Here is an 18,577-nt window from a genome sequence, read left to right on the forward strand (position 1 = left end):
TCGCTTCCAATACTTCGACGCTACCCCACCCGCGGACGCGAACCGAGAATATCCGAGCCAATTCGCAGGTGTGTCGCACCGAATTGCACGGCAGCTTCGAGGTCCTGGCTCATCCCGGCTGAGATCCCCACAGCTTCCGGATGCAGTCCCCGCAGATCCGCGGAAATGGCGGCGAGCTTCTCAAATGCTTCCGCGGGAGGCGCGCCCAAGGGGGCAACGGCCATCACCCCGGCCAAGCGCAGCCCGAAAGCGATGGCGATCGATTCGGCGAGGCGCTCGACGTCGGCTGGCGCGGCACCGCCGCGGTGGGCTCCGGCGTCGTCCTCAAGACTGACCTGGATGTAGCAGTCAAGGTCCGGCCTGTCGGACTCTTCCTGCTCCCGCGCAATAGCCTTGGCCAGGGCCTCGGCGAGCTGCGGACGGTCAATCGACTGGACCGAAAACGCGTACTTCGCCACAGACTTGGCTTTGTTGCTTTGCAATTGACCGATGAAGTGCCAACGCATAGCGAGTCCGGTAAGCTCCGCGGACTTCGCAGCCGCTTCTTGATCGCGATTCTCACCGACGTCGGTCACGCCGAGGGCCGCAAGGCGGGCGACGTCCGCTGCCGGATGGAACTTGCTCACGACTATCAGTTGCGGCTCTTCGCTTCGCCCAGCCGCCACGGTTGCAGCCGAAATCCGCCGGCGGACGGCTGCGAGCCGTTTCCGCAGTTCGGCTGTCCGCGGATCGACGTCGGCGGTTCCGGCTGCCGGGAGGGTCTCACTCATGCGTCCACACCAAACCTGCAAAGCGCCCGGTTTGCTGACTGCGCCGGTAAGAGTAAAGCCGTGCGGTCTCCCGCGTGCACTCCCCCGAGTATTCGACCACGACGCCGAGCGCCTCCAACTGGGCGCGCACGCCAGCCGGCAGGTCCAACGCGGGCGTACCCCACGAGGTAGTGGACCAGGCTTCAGGCACGACCGCCGTTACGTCGTCGCGCAACTGTTCAGGAACTTCGTAACAATCGCCGCAGATGGAAGGGCCAACCCAGGCGCTGATGGTCGCCGCACCACGGCTTCGCATTTCAGCGACCGTGGCCGAAACGAGGTCCGCTGCAACGCCGGGTCGGCCAGCGTGGGCTACGGCCAAGACAGGTTCCATGTTGCTCTGCCCCTCGCCCAACAACACAATGGGGACACAATCTGCCACCATGACCGCAAGCGGCTGTCCCATCGACACCATAGCGTCAGCCGTTGGGCCGTCGCCGTGCGCATCGATGAATTCGACGGTTTTTCCGTGCACCTGGTTCATGTACTGAAAATGCCGTTCGCCGAGCCCCGCTGCTGCTTCCAGCCGGGCCCGGCGCGCCATCACATCTTGAGGATTGTCCGCCACGTGCAGTGCAAGGTTGCCCGCGTCGACATCGGTGAAGGCGACCGAAATTCCCGGTCGCACTTCTTTTCGCCACCAAAACACTATTGACTAACTCTCCTGAACGGCTTGATATGGACTGCCTACTTCAGGAAGTCCGGAACGTCGAGGTCGTCGGTACGACTGCCTGAAAGGTCCGGTTCGACGACGGCCGGGAGGTCGACGTCGAAGCCGGAGTCCGCCGGCAAGGCAGAGTGGCGTTGCTGGCCCCAGTTGCTCAAGCCTGAAGTACCGACGCGGGCGGCAACGTGCTGCGGCGCGGCATAGGCCGGGGCAGCTGAAGGTGCGGCAGGACGCTCCGGAGCCGCAGGGGCCTGGTGCTGGCCCGCTTGCGGGGCCGACTGGTTCATCGACGGCGATGTGGCCTTGACGTCGTCAAACCCGGCGGCGATGACCGTGACGCGCGCTTCGTCGCCAAGGGCGTCGTCAATGACGGCACCGAAGATGATGTTGGCCTCGGGGTGGGCCACTTCCTGGACAAGCCGCGCAGCTTCGTTGATTTCGAACAAGCCGAGGTCAGAGCCGCCCTGGATGGAGAGCAGCACACCGTGGGCGCCGTCGATCGACGCTTCGAGCAGAGGCGAGGCAATGGCGAGCTCAGCAGCCTTGACAGCACGGTCTTCACCGCGTGCTGAGCCGATACCCATGAGGGCCGAACCTGCACCCTGCATGACGGACTTGACGTCGGCGAAGTCGAGGTTGATGAGGCCAGGGGTGGTGATGAGGTCCGTGATGCCCTGGACACCCGACAGGAGTACTTGGTCAGCGGAACGGAAAGCGTCCAGGACGGAGACGTTACGGTCGCTGATGGAGAGGAGACGGTCGTTGGGGATGACGATGAGGGTATCGACCTCGTCGCGCAGGGCGTCAATTCCGGCCTCGGCCGAACCGGCGCGTCGGCGGCCTTCAAAGGTGAAGGGCCGGGTGACGACACCGATGGTCAGGGCGCCGAGCGAGCGTGCGATCCGGGCCACGACGGGGGCGCCGCCGGTTCCGGTGCCGCCGCCTTCGCCAGCGGTGACGAAGACCATGTCGGCTCCGCGGATAACTTCTTCGATCTCGTCGGCGTGGTCTTCGGCTGCCTGGCGTCCGACGTCGGGGTTGGCGCCGGCTCCCAGACCGCGGGTGAGTTCGCGTCCGACGTCGAGCTTGACGTCCGCGTCACTCATGAGCAGAGCCTGGGCATCGGTGTTGATGGCGATGAACTCGACGCCGCGAAGGCCGACTTCGATCATTCGGTTAACTGCATTCACGCCACCGCCGCCGATGCCGACGACCTTGATGACGGCCAAGTAATTCTGCGGTGCTGCCACGTTTCGTGCCCCTTGCTTGTGTCCTATAGCGAAACAGATCGAGTCCAACTTGAATTCTTGGACCTTAACCCTCTAGTTGAAGGTTATAGTTATGTCAAGTAACTCTTAAGTGACCGTATGGGCTATGAATCCGACATTCAATAACCGCCTCCGCGTGTCGCATGAAAGTCCCAAAAATAGCCCCGAACGCCAGCGAAGTTCCTTCTTGAAACGGCCTACTTGGTAAATGGATGCCTCGGTGCGCTCACATCATAGACATTCACCGGAACTTTCGGATTGGCCGGCGCCTTCAGCAACGCTTCCAGGACGCGTGCCTTCAGCTCTTTCTCGTCCGCGTTTCCCCAGACAACGATCTTGCCGTCCGTTAGCTTGAGCTCGACTGCATCGGGCGACTTCGCGGAGGCGCTGGCCATCTTTGCCAGGACGTCGGCTGGCAGCGTCGCCAGGACAGCAGTGATCGCCTTGAAGAGGTCCTGGTTGGCCCCCTGCCCGTCGATGACGGGCAAGGGTACCGATGCGTTATCAGGAGTCGAACCAAGCTTGACGCCGTCGACGTCAACCAACAGGTAGCTGTCACCGTTCTTGACCAGTGCCACAGGCACCCGTTCGGTAATGTGCACCAACAGTTCGGACGGAGGACGGGCCTCCGTGCTGACAGAGCGTACCTGGACCAGAGGCTTGAGCAGCGCCGCGATCTCGGCGTCGTTGATTTGCGGAAGCGGTTTTCCCTTCACCGGCTCAAGTGCTTTCTGGACCGCAGCCGGCTGGAGCAACTTGGCTCCGTCCACCGTCACAGTGCGGACTGCGAACACCGGTGAATAGATGGCCGCAGCCATGATGCCGGCAACCAGGGCAACAATGATGGCGAGCGCGGCAAGAACCGTCCGCCGGCGCTTGCGCCCTTTCGGTTCCGGAAAGGCGAGCACATTGCTGTCCTTTCCGGTTGCGGCCCCTGAAGGGACCTCAACAGGATCGTCGAGGCTGCGTTCAGCACTGACGGTCCCAGGCCGGGTTCCCGCCTGCGGCTTGAAAGTGGGCTTCCGGGTATCAGCCATCCAACAACTCCACGATTCGGGGCCCGTAAGCCGTCACGTCACCGGCTCCGACGGTCAAGATAATGTCGCCGTCGCTGGCCGCGGAGAGAACCGCATCCAAGGCCTCCTGCCCGTCCGCCACCAGCCTGCCGCTCTTCATGCGCTCCGTGATCAAGGTGCTCGTGACCCCGGGAATGGGGTCCTCGCGCGCAGGGTAGATGTCCAGGACAAGGGCGGTATCCGCTTCCCCCAGCGCCTCTGCAAACTGCTCGGCGAATTCGCGGGTGCGCGAAAACAGATGCGGCTGGAAGAGCACGTGCACCTTGTTACCGCCTGCCACCGAGCGGGCAGCCGACAAAGCAGCCCGGACCTCCGTGGGGTGGTGGGCGTAGTCGTCATACACCCGGACGCCCCTCCCCTGCCCCTTGAACTCAAATCGCCGCGACGCTCCCGTGAAGTGGCCTAGGGCGGCCGCGGCAGCCTCAGGTGCCACGCCGAGTTCGACGGCGACGCCGAACGCTGCAGCCGCGTTCAGGGCGTTGTGCCGGCCGGGGACTTGAAGGTCGAGGCGGTGCCGCTGTCCATCGGCGGAGACCCAGACATCACCCGGACCGCCATCGTGCAGGCGGATGTCGGCGTCCGCTGCCGTCCCATAGCTCAGCACACGGGTATTGTCCGCTGCGCGGGTCCGCTCCGCGAGGGCACAGGCGCCGTCGTCGTCCGCGCAGGCGAACAGGACTCCAGAGGTTGGCAGCAGGGCTACGAAGCTGTCGAAGGAGGCATAGACGGCCTCAGGCGTGCCGTAGTAGTCGAGGTGGTCGGCCTCGACGTTGGTGACAACGGCAATGAGGGGCCGGTAATTGAGGAAGGAACCGTCCGATTCGTCGGCCTCGGCAACGAAGATATCCGAGGTGCCGTGCGCCGCGTTGACGCCGAGGGCAGGCACATTGGCACCGATGGCGAAGGATGGATCCAGGCCCGCTTCCCTGAGCACCACAGCCACCATGGAGGTGGTGGTGGACTTGCCATGGGTACCTGCCACGGTCACGACACGATCGGAGCCCATCGTCGCCGCGAGGGCCTCGGAGCGGTGCAGCACCGGGATCCCGGCCGCGCGGGCGGCCTCGAGCTCCGGGTTGTCAGCCTTGATGGCCGAACCTGCAACAACAGTTTGCGCCTCACCGAGATTTCCTGCGGCGTATCCGACGGCGATCCGGGCGCCCGCGGCCTGGAGGTCAGCCATGACGGGCAGGTCCTTGGCGTCCGAACCACTCACCACAACGCCCCGGGCCACCATGATGCGGGCGACGGCGGACATGCCTACGCCGCCGATACCGATGAAATGGACCCGGCCAAGGGAATCGAGGTCTGCGAGGGGCTGGGTCATTCGGATACCGCTTCCAGTACAAGATCAGCCATCCGCTGATCAGCATTTCTAATGCCGAGTTCCTTTGCCTTGCTGGCCATGTCATCGAGGCGGGATTGATCAGTGAGCAAAGGAATCAACTCGGCTTTGAGCCAATCCGCGGTCAGGGCCGCGTCATCGACCAAGAGGGCAGCACCGGCCTTGACCAACGCGGAGGCGTTCATGGCCTGCTCGCCGTTTCCAATGGGCAGCGGAACGAATACCGCGGGGAGCCCGACGGCGGCTACCTCACTGACCGTTGCCGCTCCGGAGCGCGCGAGGAGGACGTCCGCTGCTGCGTAGACGTTTTCCATGCCGTCCACGTATTCCACCTGATGGTACCCATCGGCCGCGAGTGGGGCGCCGTCGTCGTTCTTGACTGCCTTGCCACGGCCGGTGATGTGCAGTGTTTGGACTCCAGCTTCCGCCAAAGCGGCAACTGCACCGGCAATGGTTCGGTTGATGCTCTGGGCACCGGAAGAGCCGCCCGTCACGATGAGCGCAGGTTGTTCGGCGTCCAAGCCGAGCGATTGCCTGGCATCCGCGCGACCAGCCGCCCGGTCCAAGCCGGCGATGGCCTTGCGCATCGGCATGCCAACGTGACGGGCATGCCGCAACCGGGTCTCCGGGAAAGCCACGCCAACATGTTTGGTGAACATGGCCCCGACCCGGTTGGCGAGTCCGGGGCGCGTATTGGCCTCATGGATGACGATGGGGATCTTCCGGCGCCACGCCGCAAGATACATCGGCGTGCAAACGTAGCCGCCCACGCCCAGCAGGACGTCGGCGTGCGCGTCGTCGAGTATGCGGCCGGCTTGTTTGACGGCGGCGGCGAGCTTGCCGGGCAATTTGAGCAGATCCGCGGAAGGCTTTCGGGGAAACGGAACCCGATCAATGGTGGCCAGCTCATAGCCAGCGGCGGGAACGAGCCGGGTTTCCATACCATTGGGCGTGCCGACGGCAAGGATGCTGGCATCCGGACGCATCGACTTGAGGGCGTCGGCGATGGCGAGCAGCGGGCTGATGTGTCCTGCGGTCCCGCCACCGGCGAGGACCACGGACAGTGGCTTGGGCTGGGAATTCATGGAGTGCTATGTACGCTTTCGTGCAGTTTTCGCAGGCCGCCCGCGCCGTTTGGAAGGGCTGGCAGAAGTCATTTGGGCGCGGGCCAAAGACAACACTACGCCCACGCCGCATAGGGACATCACCAGTGCTGAACCGCCGTAGGAGATGAAAGGCAGCGGAACGCCGATCACGGGCAGTAGACCGGCCACCATGGCCATGTTGATGGCCGCTTGCCCGAGCATCCACGCCATGATCGAGCCGCCCAACACCCGGGCGAAAAGGTCTTCCTGATGGCTGACCACGCGATAGATGGCCACAGCGAGCAGTGCGAAAAGCACCAGTACCACCAAGGTACCCACGAGGCCGAGTTCCTCCCCGATGACGGCGAAGATGAAGTCATTGTGGGCCTCGGGAATCCACTGGTACTTCTGCCGGCTTTGACCAAGCCCCACGCCAAGCCAGCCCCCGGAAGCAAGGGCGTTCAGCCCCTGTTCGCTCTGGAAACCGATGTCGCTTGCTCCCGCACAGCTCTGCCCCATCCACGAAGTGATCCGGCACATCCGGTTGCCGCTGGTAAACGCGAGTATCAGCGCGGCGGCGGCGGCAACGCCACCTGCCCCGGCGAAGAGCTTCAGGTTGACGCCGCCGAAAAACAACCCGGCAGCCATGATGAGCATGACCACCAGCGACGTTCCGAGGTCATGGCCCGCCACGATCAGTCCAATGATGCAGAACGAGACAGGGACGATCGGGATCAGTGCGTGCGTCCACCTATCAAGAAGCTTTGCCTTGACGGAAAGGACGGTGGCCATCCAGAGCACCAGTGCGAACTTGGCGTATTCCGAAGGTTGGAAGGTGAAGCCGCCGATCTCGATCCAGTTTTGGTTTCCCAAGACCCGCTTGCCAATGACCAGGACGAGCACCAACAAGGCAACCGCGAGAACGATGGCTGGCCACGCGAATCGCTTGAGCCAAAGGACATTGACCCGCGAAAGCACCAACATCAAGACGATGCCGATACCCGCGAAAATGCCTTGCTTGGTGGCGATCGAGTAGGGAGATTCGCCGGCCGCAATCGCTTCAACACTGGATGCCGAAAGGACCATGATGATCCCGATAGCCGTAAGTGCAAGCGATGCGCCAAGAATCAGGTAGTAAGTGGACCCGTTTCTCGATTTACCGCTTCCCTCAAGCGTTGACCAGAAACCGCCTATGCCAGAACGAATGCGCGACGGCAGCGACGGCCGAGCATCGCCGGCCGCGCGTCCGGCGGGAGCTGCCTTGCCGGCCCGGGTCCGCCCGGGCCCGGTGCGCGTGGGCGTGCTGACCATTGTTACTCCTCGGTGGTCTGTGCCTGGCCTTCCACTAGCTCGCGAACTGCCCGGATGAAAGCGTCGCCACGGTGAGCGTAGGAAGAGAACTGGTCCATGGAAGCAGCCGCCGGGGCCATCAACACAGTGTCGCCGGGCACGGCGACACTTGCTGCCGACGCGACAGCATGGGCCATGACGGTGTCGCCGAAGATCGGAGACGGTTCCGGGGCGGCACCAGCTGAATCGGCGGACTGCACCATTTCAGTGTCGCCCTTGGGCTGCCCGATTACAGGCACATCCGCTGCGTGTCGCTTGAGGGAGGCTTCCAGATCCGCTGTGTCGGTTCCGATCAGGACCACGGCCTTGAGCCTGCGCGCGTTGCTTTTGACCAGCTCGTCATAGTTGACGCCCTTGGACAAGCCGCCGGCGATCCAGACGACGCTATCGAACGCGGAAAGGGCCGCCGAGGCCGCGTGCGGATTGGTGGCCTTGGAGTCGTTGATCCAAAGCACGCCGTTCAGCTTGGCCACGGGCTGGATGCGGTGATCTCCCGGGAGGTAGTTCCTCAGTCCTTCGCGCACTGCCGCGGAATCGACGCCGTAGGCGCGCACCAGGGCGGCAGCAGCCAGGGCGTTGGCGACCATATGCCGCGGGGCAGCCGGCCCCAGGTCCGCCAAGGACGCAAGTTCCTCGGCTGAGCTCCTGCGTTCTTCAATGAACGCACGGTCCACGAGCAACCCCTCGACGACGCCAAGCATGCTGACCGCCGGCGTCAAAGTGGTGAATCCGATCGCCCGGCAACCCTCGACGACGTCGGCGCTCTCCACCATGCGTTCGGTCTCGATCTGCTCAGCGTTGTAGATACACGCCTTCTGCGTATGCTCGAAGATCTTTGCCTTGTCCGCGAGGTAAGACTCGTAGGAGCCGTGCCAGTCAACGTGGTCTTCTGCCACATTGAGGCACACACTGGCCACAGGAGAGAGCGATTCACTCCAATGCAGCTGGAAGCTGGAGAGTTCAACCGCAAAAGCATCGTATTCCACCGGGTCCCGGAGGGCGTCGAGGATTGGAGTCCCGACGTTCCCGACAGCAATCGCCTTGAGGCCCGCCGCCTGCAGCATGGCCTCGGTCATGCCCACCGTGGTGGTCTTGCCGTTTGTACCCGTGATCGTGAGCCAGTCCGCCGTCTTGCGGCCCTCGCGTTCGCGCACCCGCCAAGCGAGTTCGACGTCGCCCCACACCGGTACATGGGCGCGTTTGGCAGCTGCCAGGAGGGACTGGTCCGGCCGCCAGCCCGGTGACGTCACCACGAGTTCAGCCTTCTCGCCGTCCACCAAAGGCAGTGTTTTCACGGCGTCCTCGCCCAGGAGGACGTCGGCCGCGCCGACGATCTTCAGGGTGTCCGCCTGGGCGAGTGCCTTGGCGCTCGTGGCGGCGTCAACCACCACCACCCGCGCGCCCAGCTCGATCAAGGTGTCGGCGGCAGCGAAACCCGAGACGCCAATGCCCGTCACCACAACGCGAAGGCCCTTCCAGTCCGAGTCCCAACTGACGAGATCCCGGAGCCGGTCATTGGCCGAAGGCTTGGTTTGAGGACTTGCGCTCACAGCAGCACCACCCATTCAGCATAGAAAATACCAAGGCCTGCGGCCACGAACAGGCCACAGAGAATCCAGAATCGGACAACCACCGTGATCTCGGCCCAGCCCTTGAGTTCGAAATGATGTTGCAGGGGGGCCATCTTGAAGACCCTCTTGCCCTTGGTGACCTTGAAGTAGCCCACCTGGATGATGACCGACAGCGTGATGAGGACGAACAGGCCGCCGATGATGCCCAACAAAAGCTCAGTGCGGGAGAGGATCGCAAAGCCGGCGACCGCGCCGCCGATTGCCAGCGAACCGGTGTCCCCCATGAAGATCTTCGCCGGGGATGTGTTCCACCAGAGGAAGCCCACCAGCGCAGCACTGCAAATGGCCGCCAAGAGGGCAAGATCGAGCGGGTCGCGGACCGAATAGCAGCCGCTGCCGGCCTCACGTGGCGAACCGCAGGCCTGGTTGTTCTGCCAGATTCCCATGAGGGTGTACGCCCCGAAGACCATGATGGAGGCGCCCGCGGCCAAGCCGTCCAGGCCATCCGTCAGGTTGACGCCGTTGGTCGCCGCAGTGACGATCAGGTTCGACCAGATGACGAACAGGATGGCGCCGAGGACCGTGCCCCCGAAGGCCAGGTTCAGCCAGGGAATGTCGCGGACGAGGGATATATGCGTGGATGCCGGAGTGATGCCGTCCGCGTCGGGGAAGTTCAGGACCAGCACGGCGAAGACAATGCCAACGAAAGCTTGAAGGATCAGCTTGGCTTTGGCGTTGAGCCCGAGGCTGCGTTGCTTGGAAATCTTGATGAAATCGTCGAGGAAACCAACGAATCCCATGCCAACCATCAGGAACAACAAAAGCAGGCCCGAAGCGGACGGGCCCGGTGAACGCGGATTCATCATCCACATGATCATATGGGTTAACCCGTAGCTGATGAGCACGGCCGCAACCACCACGGCCCCGCCCATGGTGGGAGTACCACGCTTGGTGTGGTGGGAAGTGGGTCCGTCGTCCCGGATGAACTGGCCATAGCCCTTGGTCACAAGGAACCGGATGAAGAGCGGTGTCCCGATCAAAGCCACGAGGAGGGCGACGCCGGCGCCGATCAACAGTGCAATCACAGGAGCTCGTTCCCTTCATTGGCGGCGGTTACAGCCGCGGTGTTCGCACTCGTCCCGGCCTGTGGGGGTAATGCTATCCGATCCCCCAAATGCCGGAGGCCCACCCCGTTCGAGGACTTGAACAGCACCAGATCACCTGGCTCAAGCTCAGCCTGCAGGAGTTCATAGGCCTCGTCAGCCGTCTCAGCGAAACTGCACTCGTTGCCCCAGGACCCTTCCTGGATCGCGGAAATGTACAGCGACCGGGCTTCCCGGCCAACCACCACCAGACGGGAAATGTTCAAGCGAACCACTTGGGTCCCCACCGCCGCGTGTTCGCGGATGGAGTCTTCGCCAAGTTCCAGCATCGCGCCAAGGACCGCCCAGGTGCGACGACCTTGGCCTAGATCGGCAAGAGTGCGGAGGGCGGCACGCATGGATTCAGGATTCGCGTTGTATGCGTCGTTGATGATGGTGATACCGTCTGCCCGCTCGGTGCGTTCCATCCGCCATCGGCTGGCCGGCGACTGCTCGCTCAGCGAGGCGGCGATGTCGGCCGCGGGGACGCCTGCCGCAAACGCCGCGGCCGAGGCGGCAAGCAGGTTGGTGATGTGGTGCGCACCGATCAGCTTACTGTGGACCGTATGGGAGGCCCCGCCGTCGGGCAGGATCAGATCGAATTCCGGGTGGCCGCCCTCGTCGATATCGGCGCCCCTGGCTTCAACAGCCGACCCGGAAGCGCCGGTAGCCGTGGTTCCGAGCACCTTGGCCTGGGTGCGTGAAACCATCGCCGCGACCCGGTCGTCGTCGAGGTTGATGATCGCCGTTCCGTCCTGCCCCAGCGCTTCGACGAGTTCGCCCTTGGCCTTGGCGATGTTCTCCACGCCACCGAACTCGCCAGAGTGGGCGGTGCCGACGCCAAGAACGACCCCAATGTCCGGTTGGACCATCTCGGCGAGGTACTTGATGTGGCCAACGCCGGTGGCGCCCATTTCGATCACGAGAAAGCGGGTGCCGGCATCGGCCCGGAATACGGTGAGGGGTACACCGACTTCACCGTTGTACGAACCTTGCGGGGCAACTGTGGTCCCGGCCCGGGACAGAATCCCCGCCAGCAGGTCCTTGGTAGTGGTCTTGCCTGCCGAGCCCGTGATGCCAATGACGGTAAAAGGCTCCCCTTGTGCCGCGCGGGCCGCACGGATGCGGCGAACGGACTCGGCGGCCAGCGCACCCATGGCGAGCACGGCGTCATCGACGACGACGGCGGGGTATGTCCGGCCGTCGTCGTCGGAAACGTCGCGCTCAGTCAGCGCCAGAACGGCACCGCACTCAAACGCCGCTCCCACAAAAGCATGACCGTCCGCGTTCTCCCCCGGCTTGGCCACGTACATCGATCCGGCAGCCACCTCGCGGGAGTCGGTGACGATGGACACCGGAACAATGCCGGGGTCCGCTGCCAATCGGCCGTTGGTGATATCGGCGATTTCCGCCGCAGTAAGTGCAATCATCTCGGTCTAGGACTCTATCCGCTCGTCCGTGGAAACTCTGAATCCCCTGGCTGTCAAGGCAGCCCGCAGTTCTACCCGGTCATCGAGTGCAAGGTTGACACCCTTCACTTCTTGCCAGACTTCATGGCCGCGGCCGGCGATCAGGATGGTGTCCCTTTCTGTGGCCATTTCCACGGCCTGGCGAATGGCAACATCCCGTGGATACGCTTCCAGGATCTCGCAGTCAAGATGCTCCGACTCGCGGGCAGCGCGGGCCCCGGCGATGACTTCCGAACGGATGGTCGCCGCGTCTTCGTCGTGGGGGTCGTCGTCGCTGACAATGACGACGTCGGCGAGCCGGGCCGCTATGGCTCCCATGGTCGGCCGCTTGCCCTGGTCCCGTTGGCCTGTGGCACCGAAAACGACGATTACCCGGGATCCGGGCTCCGGGGAGCGTACCGCCTTCAAGGCCCTCGCCAGCGCGTCCGGGTTGTGGGCGAAATCAACCACGGAAGCCGGGGCGTCCGAGATCAACTGCATCCGGCCCGGTACGGAAACGGTGAAGGGATCGTCACTGTCCAGCGCCGCCTGCAATGCCCGCGGATCGATGCCGGAAGCCAGCACCATGACGGTCGCCAGGGCCGCGTTGGCGACATTGAAGTCCCCGGGCAGTCCTGTGTGGACGCGCAGCACTGTTCCGTCACGGTGGCGGAGCTCGAAGTCGGTTCCAAGCCCGCGTTGCGTGGTGGAGACCACAGACCAGTCAGCATCCGTGCCGGGTACGGCGGACAACGTGGTCACGGGAATTCCGGCCTCTTCGGCCAGCAACATCCCCCACTGATCGTCCACGGTCACCACGCCCCGGCGTGCGCGGGCGGTGGTGAAGAGTTCCGCTTTCGTCCGGAAGTACTCATCCATGTTGCCGTGAAGGTCCAGGTGGTCCTGGGTCAGGTTAGTGAAGCCGGCGACGTCGAACGTCACCGAGTCGACCCGGTGGAAGGACAGGGCGTGGGAGGAGACCTCCATGGAAGCCGCATCCAGCCCGCGCTCACGCATGAGGGCGAGCAAGGCATGGACGTCGGTCGACTCCGGCGTTGTCAGAAGGCTCGGGATGGCTTCGCCTCCCGCAAGGATTTCGATCGTCCCAATCAGGCCAGGATTCAAGCCCAGCGCGCGGAGAAGCGAATTGATGAAGTAGGTGGTGGTGGTCTTGCCGTTTGTACCCGTGACGCCGAAAAGTGTCGGCGAAGCCGCGTCGTGGGGTTGGCTGCCATAAATCAAGGCAGCGAGAGGCCCGACGGCGGCGCGGGGACTCCTGACGATCAGCACTGGAACAGCGAGGTCGTCGCTGAGCGCCAGTTGGCGTGCGCCGTCCTCATCACTCAAGACGGCTACGGCGCCGGCGGCCACAGCTTGGGGGACAAAGTCGGCTCCGTGGCGTGTGGCTCCGGGCAGGGCCAAGTACAGGTCTCCAGGTTCCACGGTGCGCGAGTTGAGGGACACACCAGTCACCGACGTACCGCCGGAGTCCGGAGGAAGCGCGATTCCCAGGGACGCGGCGATGGCCTCAAGAGGGACCGCGGTCACGACGGCGGGACGGAAGCCGGGTTTGTCCGTAGCCGACGGGTTCCCTGTAGGGATCGAAACGGCGTCATTCTGCTCTGACAAGTGGGTCTCCGTTGGTACTCGTAAAACTGGCCGCGCGGGAACGGGGGCTCCCGGAATCGGCATGGGTGGATCGTAATTTGGCCGGACAGATGCCCAACAAGCTTACTTGGCGAAACTGACTTACTTGGCGTACTGCGGGAACCGTGCCGGAGTGCCGGTGGACGGGGGGACGTTGTAGGTGCGCAGGACCTGGCCCATGACCGAGCGGAAAATCGGACCCTGGGTGATGCCGTAGATGTTCCCTTTAGGGCGCTGGACAACTACCTCAACGATGAACCGTGGATTTTCAATGGGCGCCATTCCAATGATGGAAGCGGTGAACCCGTCGAAGCCAGGCAGCCCGTCTTCACGGGGTGCCTCGGAGGTTCCAGTCTTCGCACCGACCCGGTATCCGTCGATGCCGGCATCTTTCACCTCACCCATGGTGACGTTGCTCTCAAGGATGTCACGGACCTGCTGTGCAGTCTCCTTGGAAACGACTTGCCTGGGATCCTTGGCAGGAACTTTCGCCTCAACACCGTCAGCGCCGACGTAGCCGTCGATAAGTCGTGGCTGCAGCATCACGCCACCATTGGCTACGCTTTGGTAGGCCCGGACCGTCTGGAGGGTGGACTGGGAAACACCTTGGCCGAACAGCACGGTGTACTGCTGCCGGTCGTCCCATTGCTCAGGCTTCGCGAGGATGCCCGTGGCTTCAGCGGGAAGACCAATGTCCGGAGCTTCGCCGATGCCGAAGCGCTTGAGGTAGTCGTAGCGCTGTTGCTTGGTCAGGCGGCTGCCGACCATCACGGTACCGGTGTTCATCGAATAGCCGAGGATACCGGCAAGGGTTCTCTGTTCGGTTCCGTGTGGGAAAGCATCGGTAAACGTCTGACCGTCAATAGTTACAGCTGGCGGAATGGTGAACGTGTCCAGCGGGCTGGACTTTCCTTCATTGATCGCTGCCGAGGCGGTAATCATTTTCTCTACCGAACCAGGCTCGTAGGCCGCCGTCACCGACCGCACTCCACGGTCCGCGGCCGCAACCTTGCCGGGGTCATTGGGGTCCGGGGCGTTGGTATCCGCCATCGCGATGATGTTTCCGGTCTTGATGTCCTCGACGACTACCGAGCCCCACTGGGCGTTGAGCTGATTGACCTGCGTCTGAATGGCCTGTTGCGCAAAGTACTGGATATCCGTGTTCAAAGTCAGCTTGACGTCTTTGCCATTCACGGCCGGGGTCAGCAGGTCGGTTGCCACGGGAATGCGAAGACCGTCGGCACCGATCTCAAATACCCTCTTTCCGTCCTTCCCGCGGAGGAGCTCGTCTTGAGTCTGTTCAAGGCCTGCCTGGCCAGTGGTGCCGTCCTTGAGGAATCCGATGACGCCCCCGGCAACGCTCCCATTCGGGTAGACGCGTTTGCTGATGCCTTCGGATCCAACACCCGGGATGTGCAGTTGGGAGATCTGGTCCTCGACCTCGGGCTTCACTTCCTTGGCCACGACGTTGTATTTCTTCTCCCCGCTCACAGCTTGCGTGACCTGGCTGACGTCCATCCCCAGGGCGCTGGCGAGCTCCGCAATGCCCTGGGTCCTGGAGATCTTGTCGATGCCTTGGGTCCGGGCGTTGTAGCGCGAAAACTCAGTGGTGGCGGTGTTGACCGTCTGGTCAACCACGATGTTGTAACGGATCACGCTGCTGGCGAGCACTGTGCCGTTGGCGTCAAGAATCTTGCCGCGTTCGGCGGGCAGAATCGTGGATTTCAGCCGGTTGTTATAGGCGGCCTCGGCCATGCCGCCGACGTCCAGTCCCTGGACGAGGAACAACTTGCCCCCGACCACGAGGAGCAGCGTCAGCATGATTCCGAGGCCGATGCGAAGGCGCTTCTTCGCCGCCGGCGTTCTCTTGTTCTTCGATTTGCCGGTTTTCTGCACCACGTCGATTCCTTGCTGCTTGCCTTGCTGTTTACCCTGAAATCAGGTCGGCTGGAGGCTAATGCCCGGGCACCTTCTGCTGTGGAGCGGGGACCGAACCACCGTGGAGATCCACAACCGGCGGCTTGGGTGCCACAGGGGCCGCGGGCGCCTCCGGCTTGGCCGGTGTGGAGTCAGCAGTTCCTGTTGGTTTAGGGTTTTCCAACGGATCCTTGGCGGTTGCAGGAGGTACGACACTGAGCTGACCTGCAACCGCAGGAGCAGCTATGACAGCACCAGGATTCTGTCCCTTGACTGCCGGCGTCGCCTTACCTGTGACCGCCAGGTTGTCCAGATCGATCTGGCCCGTGGCAGTGGAAGCTACCATTCCCAATTCTGCGGCCTTGGCCGCCAGATTCTGCGGAGCTTCGAAGTTCTGGACCTGCTGTGTCAGATCCTGGTTCTGCTTGTTCAGGGATGCAGCATCGTTCCTGAGCTTCACGAGGTCGTACTGGGCCGTGGAAACCGAGATGTTTAGCACGAGAACTGTCAGCAGTGCTGCCGCGAGCACGCCAAAGCAGAAGACGACGAACGGAGTGCGTCGTCTTCCGGGAACGCTCTGAACGAGCGAGAGCGGCGTCCGCGCCTTGCGGGGTGCGTCGCGCTCCGGGCCGCGGACGGGCAAGGCGCGCGCCGTGTTGCCCACAGTGGTCGGCAGGATCTTCGCGGCGGCAGTGCTCATGCTGTTTTCCTCGCTTTGATGCGTTCCACGGCCCGCAAGCGGGCGGATGCCGCACGCGGGTTTTCGGCGATTTCTTCGGGCGTCGGCACTTCCGTGCCCTTGGTCAGCGTCTTGAATTCCGGTTTGTGTTCCTCGAGTTCCACCGGGAAACCGAGAGGAGCTGAGGACTTGGACCGTGACTGGAATACTGACTTGACGATCTTGTCTTCGAGCGAGTGGTAGGACATCACCACCACACGTCCCCCCATTGCTGAGGCCGATAGAGCAGCAGGTACTGCCCGTTCCAGGACATCGAGTTCCTCGTTGACTTCAATCCGCAAAGCCTGGAACGTCCGCTTTGCCGGATGTCCTCCGGATTTTGCCGCCGATGCAGGAACCACGCCGCGAATCTGCTCTACCAGTTCTCCCGTGGTGGCAAAGGGCTTGTTGGCCCGCGCCGCGACGATGCGATTGGCGATCCTGCCGGCGAACTTCTCCTCGCCCCATTTGCGGATGATCCGAACCAAGTCTTCTTCGGAATAGTTGTTGACAACGTCAGCGGCCGTCTGGCCGCGGCTCGTGTCCATGCGCATGTCCAGTGGTGCGTCGTAGGAGTAGGCGAAGCCGCGCTCCCGCTCGTCCAGCTGCAGGGAAGACACCCCGAGGTCCATGAGGATGCCATGCACTTCGGGGATGCCAAGGTCCGCAAGGACGTCTTCAATCTCGTCATAGACGGCGTGTACAAGATCAGTGCGGGCCTCGAACGGCTCCAGTCGCGCTCCTGCGAGGGTGAGGGCCTCTTCGTCCCGGTCTATTCCAACAAGGTGGAGATCGGGGAAACGTTGGAGCATCGCTTCGGAGTGGCCGCCCATTCCCAACGTTGCGTCGATGGCGACGGGCGTCTCTCCACGGCTGCGGGCCGCTTCAAAACCGGGTGCCAACAAATTGATGCACCGGTCCTTCAGGACCGGTACATGGCGCTCCGAGGTTGGTTTTGGCGCGTCTTGCTCCTCCATGCGGCCTCCTCAGTGCTGAATTGTTCGGTGCATCTGCCGGTCAGTTGGTTGCTTCTTGGGTCGGATCCCCATCCGCGCCTATCGCAGTGTCCGCCTGGCTCCGGGGAAGGTGAGCCAGGAAAACAACGTGATGGGCGGCTGGAGATCCCATCCAAGAAGCCTTGCTGCTTCTTGGCCCGGCTTCTACAAGAACCCGGGGAGATTGTCGTCGTCGGTCTCCGAGAAGGCGGCTTCCTTCTCGGCCAGGTACTCATCCCAAGCTTGGGCATCCCAGATCTCCGCCCGGGTTCCGGCGCCGATTACCGCCAGTTCCCGATCGAGACCTGCGTAGGTCCGGAGCGCCTGCGGAATTGTCACGCGCCCCTGCTTGTCAGGTACCTCGTCAGAGGCTCCGGACAGGAAAACCCGGATGTAGTCACGTGACTGCTTGGAGGAGATGGGGGCCTCCCGCATGGATTCGTGAATACGTTCGAATTCCCGCTGGCTGAAGACGTAGATGCAACGCTCCTGGCCTCTTGTGAGCACCAAGCCGTCAGCAAGTTCCTCGCGGAACTTGGCGGGGAGGAAGATCCGGCCCTTTTCGTCCAGACGCGGCGAATGCGTGCCAAGAAACACTGGCCCACCGCCCCATCTGTCAAAGGTGCCCGTACCTGCCCAACGCCGCCACTACCCTCTTACTTGCTCCACTTTACTCCACAAGCCCCCACAGTCAACGCAATCCGGCGTGTTTCTGCCCCACTTTCGAATGAGGGCGCCTGAAAACACGGCGATTTCGTGCGTGGTGGAATGTGGAGCGGATTCTGCGGTGGCCTTCTCGGAGGGCGCGACGGCGGAGCCAAGGCCGTGCTCGAGCCCTCCTGATACGCGGCGAACCGGGCGTTAAATGCGAAAAGACCCGAAATTCGGGTCTTTTCGCAATCAGGCCAGCGCCTGGTGGTGCAATGTGGAGGGCCCCGGCTTCCTGCGGAAGCCAAGCGCTAAATAAGGGCTCTCAATTACTCTTCGCCGCGGCGACGCTCGTCCCAACGCTCCTCAAGACTGCTCATGAATGAATTCCTGGCCTTACCGGGTTTGGCACTCTTCGTCTTGCCGCCGATAACCCTTCGCAGGGTCGCGAAGTAAACGCCGGCGCCCATCACAATGAAGCCCAGCACACCAAGGAAGATGTTCTGCAACGACACACCTACCAACAACAGGAGGATCCCGGCGATAGTGCCTAGAACGCCAATAACGATGTGCCTGGTCGACCATGAACGAATGGGGTCAGAGCCCATTGAATTGGCAAACTTTGGATCGTCCTCATGCAGTTGCTTCTCGAGTTGCTCGAGGAGCTTCTGTTCGTGCTCCGAGAGGGGCATCGCGACCTCCTTTAGTCGGCCAGCGTCTGGATACGCCGCGGCCGTTGCCTCTGTTCCTTTGAACGGACGAATCCAAAAAAGGGTTCCCGAAGACCGGGTCTTGTGAACACGGTCTCACGGAACAGACACAACGGAGCAATTTATCCAGACGGTCTAAATCTGTGTATCTCTAGGATAGTTTGTTGGCCGCTGTTCTGAA

General features: G+C 62.8%; 16 protein-coding genes. All 16 read right to left on the minus strand.

Features of this window, described 5'->3' with window-relative positions; all coding sequences use genetic code 11:
* Nucleotides 1-20: 20 nt before the first annotated feature.
* Nucleotides 21-770, minus strand: a complete 750-nt coding sequence (locus OW521_RS03180) for a YggS family pyridoxal phosphate-dependent enzyme (RefSeq protein ID WP_268022882.1) — start codon at nucleotides 768-770, stop codon at nucleotides 21-23.
* The gene (locus OW521_RS03185; protein WP_268022884.1) at nucleotides 763-1,458 is read right to left on the minus strand and encodes a polyphenol oxidase family protein; all 696 of its coding nucleotides are present in this window, start codon (nucleotides 1,456-1,458) and stop codon (nucleotides 763-765) included. The genes OW521_RS03180 and OW521_RS03185 overlap by 8 nt, the downstream gene beginning before the upstream one ends.
* A 38-nt stretch (nucleotides 1,459-1,496) precedes the next feature.
* Nucleotides 1,497-2,726, minus strand: a complete 1,230-nt coding sequence (gene ftsZ, locus OW521_RS03190) for a cell division protein FtsZ (RefSeq protein WP_268022886.1) — start codon at nucleotides 2,724-2,726, stop codon at nucleotides 1,497-1,499.
* Nucleotides 2,727-2,941: 215 nt separating this feature from the next.
* Entirely contained in the window at nucleotides 2,942-3,781 is an 840-nt protein-coding gene (locus tag OW521_RS03195) for a cell division protein FtsQ/DivIB (protein ID WP_268022888.1), read from the minus strand.
* Nucleotides 3,774-5,147, minus strand: a complete 1,374-nt coding sequence (gene murC, locus OW521_RS03200; protein ID WP_268022890.1) for a UDP-N-acetylmuramate--L-alanine ligase — start codon at nucleotides 5,145-5,147, stop codon at nucleotides 3,774-3,776. The genes OW521_RS03195 and murC overlap by 8 nt, the downstream gene beginning before the upstream one ends.
* Complete coding sequence (gene murG / locus OW521_RS03205; protein WP_268022892.1) at nucleotides 5,144-6,250, minus strand: undecaprenyldiphospho-muramoylpentapeptide beta-N-acetylglucosaminyltransferase; 1,107 nt, start codon at nucleotides 6,248-6,250, stop codon at nucleotides 5,144-5,146. The genes murC and murG overlap by 4 nt, the downstream gene beginning before the upstream one ends.
* A 6-nt stretch (nucleotides 6,251-6,256) precedes the next feature.
* Nucleotides 6,257-7,561: a putative lipid II flippase FtsW gene (gene ftsW, locus OW521_RS03210; RefSeq protein ID WP_268022894.1), complete on the minus strand. Its 1,305-nt coding sequence runs from the start codon at nucleotides 7,559-7,561 to the stop codon at nucleotides 6,257-6,259.
* Between the two features lie 2 nt (nucleotides 7,562-7,563).
* Nucleotides 7,564-9,165, minus strand: a complete 1,602-nt coding sequence (gene murD, locus OW521_RS03215; protein WP_268022896.1) for a UDP-N-acetylmuramoyl-L-alanine--D-glutamate ligase — start codon at nucleotides 9,163-9,165, stop codon at nucleotides 7,564-7,566.
* Nucleotides 9,147-10,256 (minus strand): phospho-N-acetylmuramoyl-pentapeptide-transferase, encoded by a 1,110-nt coding sequence (gene mraY / locus OW521_RS03220; protein WP_268022898.1) that lies wholly within the window; start codon nucleotides 10,254-10,256, stop codon nucleotides 9,147-9,149. Before mraY ends, murD begins: the two co-directional genes overlap by 19 nt.
* Nucleotides 10,253-11,743, minus strand: a complete 1,491-nt coding sequence (locus OW521_RS03225) for a UDP-N-acetylmuramoyl-tripeptide--D-alanyl-D-alanine ligase (protein ID WP_268022900.1) — start codon at nucleotides 11,741-11,743, stop codon at nucleotides 10,253-10,255. The genes mraY and OW521_RS03225 overlap by 4 nt, the downstream gene beginning before the upstream one ends.
* A 6-nt stretch (nucleotides 11,744-11,749) precedes the next feature.
* A complete protein-coding gene (locus tag OW521_RS03230) occupies nucleotides 11,750-13,390 on the minus strand; it encodes a UDP-N-acetylmuramoyl-L-alanyl-D-glutamate--2,6-diaminopimelate ligase (RefSeq protein ID WP_268022902.1) in 1,641 nt (546 codons plus the stop codon).
* Nucleotides 13,391-13,510: 120 nt separating this feature from the next.
* Nucleotides 13,511-15,307 (minus strand): peptidoglycan D,D-transpeptidase FtsI family protein, encoded by a 1,797-nt coding sequence (locus tag OW521_RS03235; RefSeq protein WP_268022904.1) that lies wholly within the window; start codon nucleotides 15,305-15,307, stop codon nucleotides 13,511-13,513.
* A gap of 55 nt (nucleotides 15,308-15,362) precedes the next feature.
* A complete protein-coding gene (locus OW521_RS03240) occupies nucleotides 15,363-16,025 on the minus strand; it encodes a hypothetical protein (RefSeq protein WP_268022906.1) in 663 nt (220 codons plus the stop codon).
* Nucleotides 16,022-17,020, minus strand: a complete 999-nt coding sequence (rsmH, locus tag OW521_RS03245; RefSeq protein WP_268022908.1) for a 16S rRNA (cytosine(1402)-N(4))-methyltransferase RsmH — start codon at nucleotides 17,018-17,020, stop codon at nucleotides 16,022-16,024. The genes OW521_RS03240 and rsmH overlap by 4 nt, the downstream gene beginning before the upstream one ends.
* 183 nt (nucleotides 17,021-17,203) lie before the next feature.
* Entirely contained in the window at nucleotides 17,204-17,635 is a 432-nt protein-coding gene (gene mraZ / locus OW521_RS03250; protein ID WP_268022910.1) for a division/cell wall cluster transcriptional repressor MraZ, read from the minus strand.
* Nucleotides 17,636-18,015: 380 nt separating this feature from the next.
* On the minus strand, nucleotides 18,016-18,378 hold the full coding sequence (locus OW521_RS03255) for a DUF3040 domain-containing protein (protein ID WP_268022912.1): 363 nt from the start codon (nucleotides 18,376-18,378) through the stop codon (nucleotides 18,016-18,018).
* Between the last annotated feature and the right edge of the window lie 199 nt (nucleotides 18,379-18,577).

Source organism: Arthrobacter sp. MMS18-M83, assembly GCF_026683955.1.
GTDB lineage: Bacteria > Actinomycetota > Actinomycetes > Actinomycetales > Micrococcaceae > Arthrobacter.

Bases quoted from the DNA above. Each gene is read 5' to 3' on its own strand.
- murC (WP_268022890.1), bottom strand. From the start codon at position 5,147: ATGACCCAGCCCCTCGCAGACCTCGATTCCCTTGGCCGGGTCCATTTC.
- ftsW (WP_268022894.1), bottom strand. From the start codon at position 7,561: ATGGTCAGCACGCCCACGCGCACCGGGCCCGGGCGGACCCGGGCCGGC.
- OW521_RS03240 (WP_268022906.1), bottom strand. From the start codon at position 16,025: ATGAGCACTGCCGCCGCGAAGATCCTGCCGACCACTGTGGGCAACACG.
- OW521_RS03255 (WP_268022912.1), bottom strand. From the start codon at position 18,378: ATGCCCCTCTCGGAGCACGAACAGAAGCTCCTCGAGCAACTCGAGAAG.
- murD (WP_268022896.1), bottom strand. From the start codon at position 9,165: ATGGGTGGTGCTGCTGTGAGCGCAAGTCCTCAAACCAAGCCTTCGGCC.
- OW521_RS03195 (WP_268022888.1), bottom strand. From the start codon at position 3,781: ATGGCTGATACCCGGAAGCCCACTTTCAAGCCGCAGGCGGGAACCCGG.
- OW521_RS03225 (WP_268022900.1), bottom strand. From the start codon at position 11,743: ATGATTGCACTTACTGCGGCGGAAATCGCCGATATCACCAACGGCCGA.
- OW521_RS03180 (WP_268022882.1), bottom strand. From the start codon at position 770: ATGAGTGAGACCCTCCCGGCAGCCGGAACCGCCGACGTCGATCCGCGG.
- rsmH (WP_268022908.1), bottom strand. From the start codon at position 17,020: ATGGAGGAGCAAGACGCGCCAAAACCAACCTCGGAGCGCCATGTACCG.
- murG (WP_268022892.1), bottom strand. From the start codon at position 6,250: ATGAATTCCCAGCCCAAGCCACTGTCCGTGGTCCTCGCCGGTGGCGGG.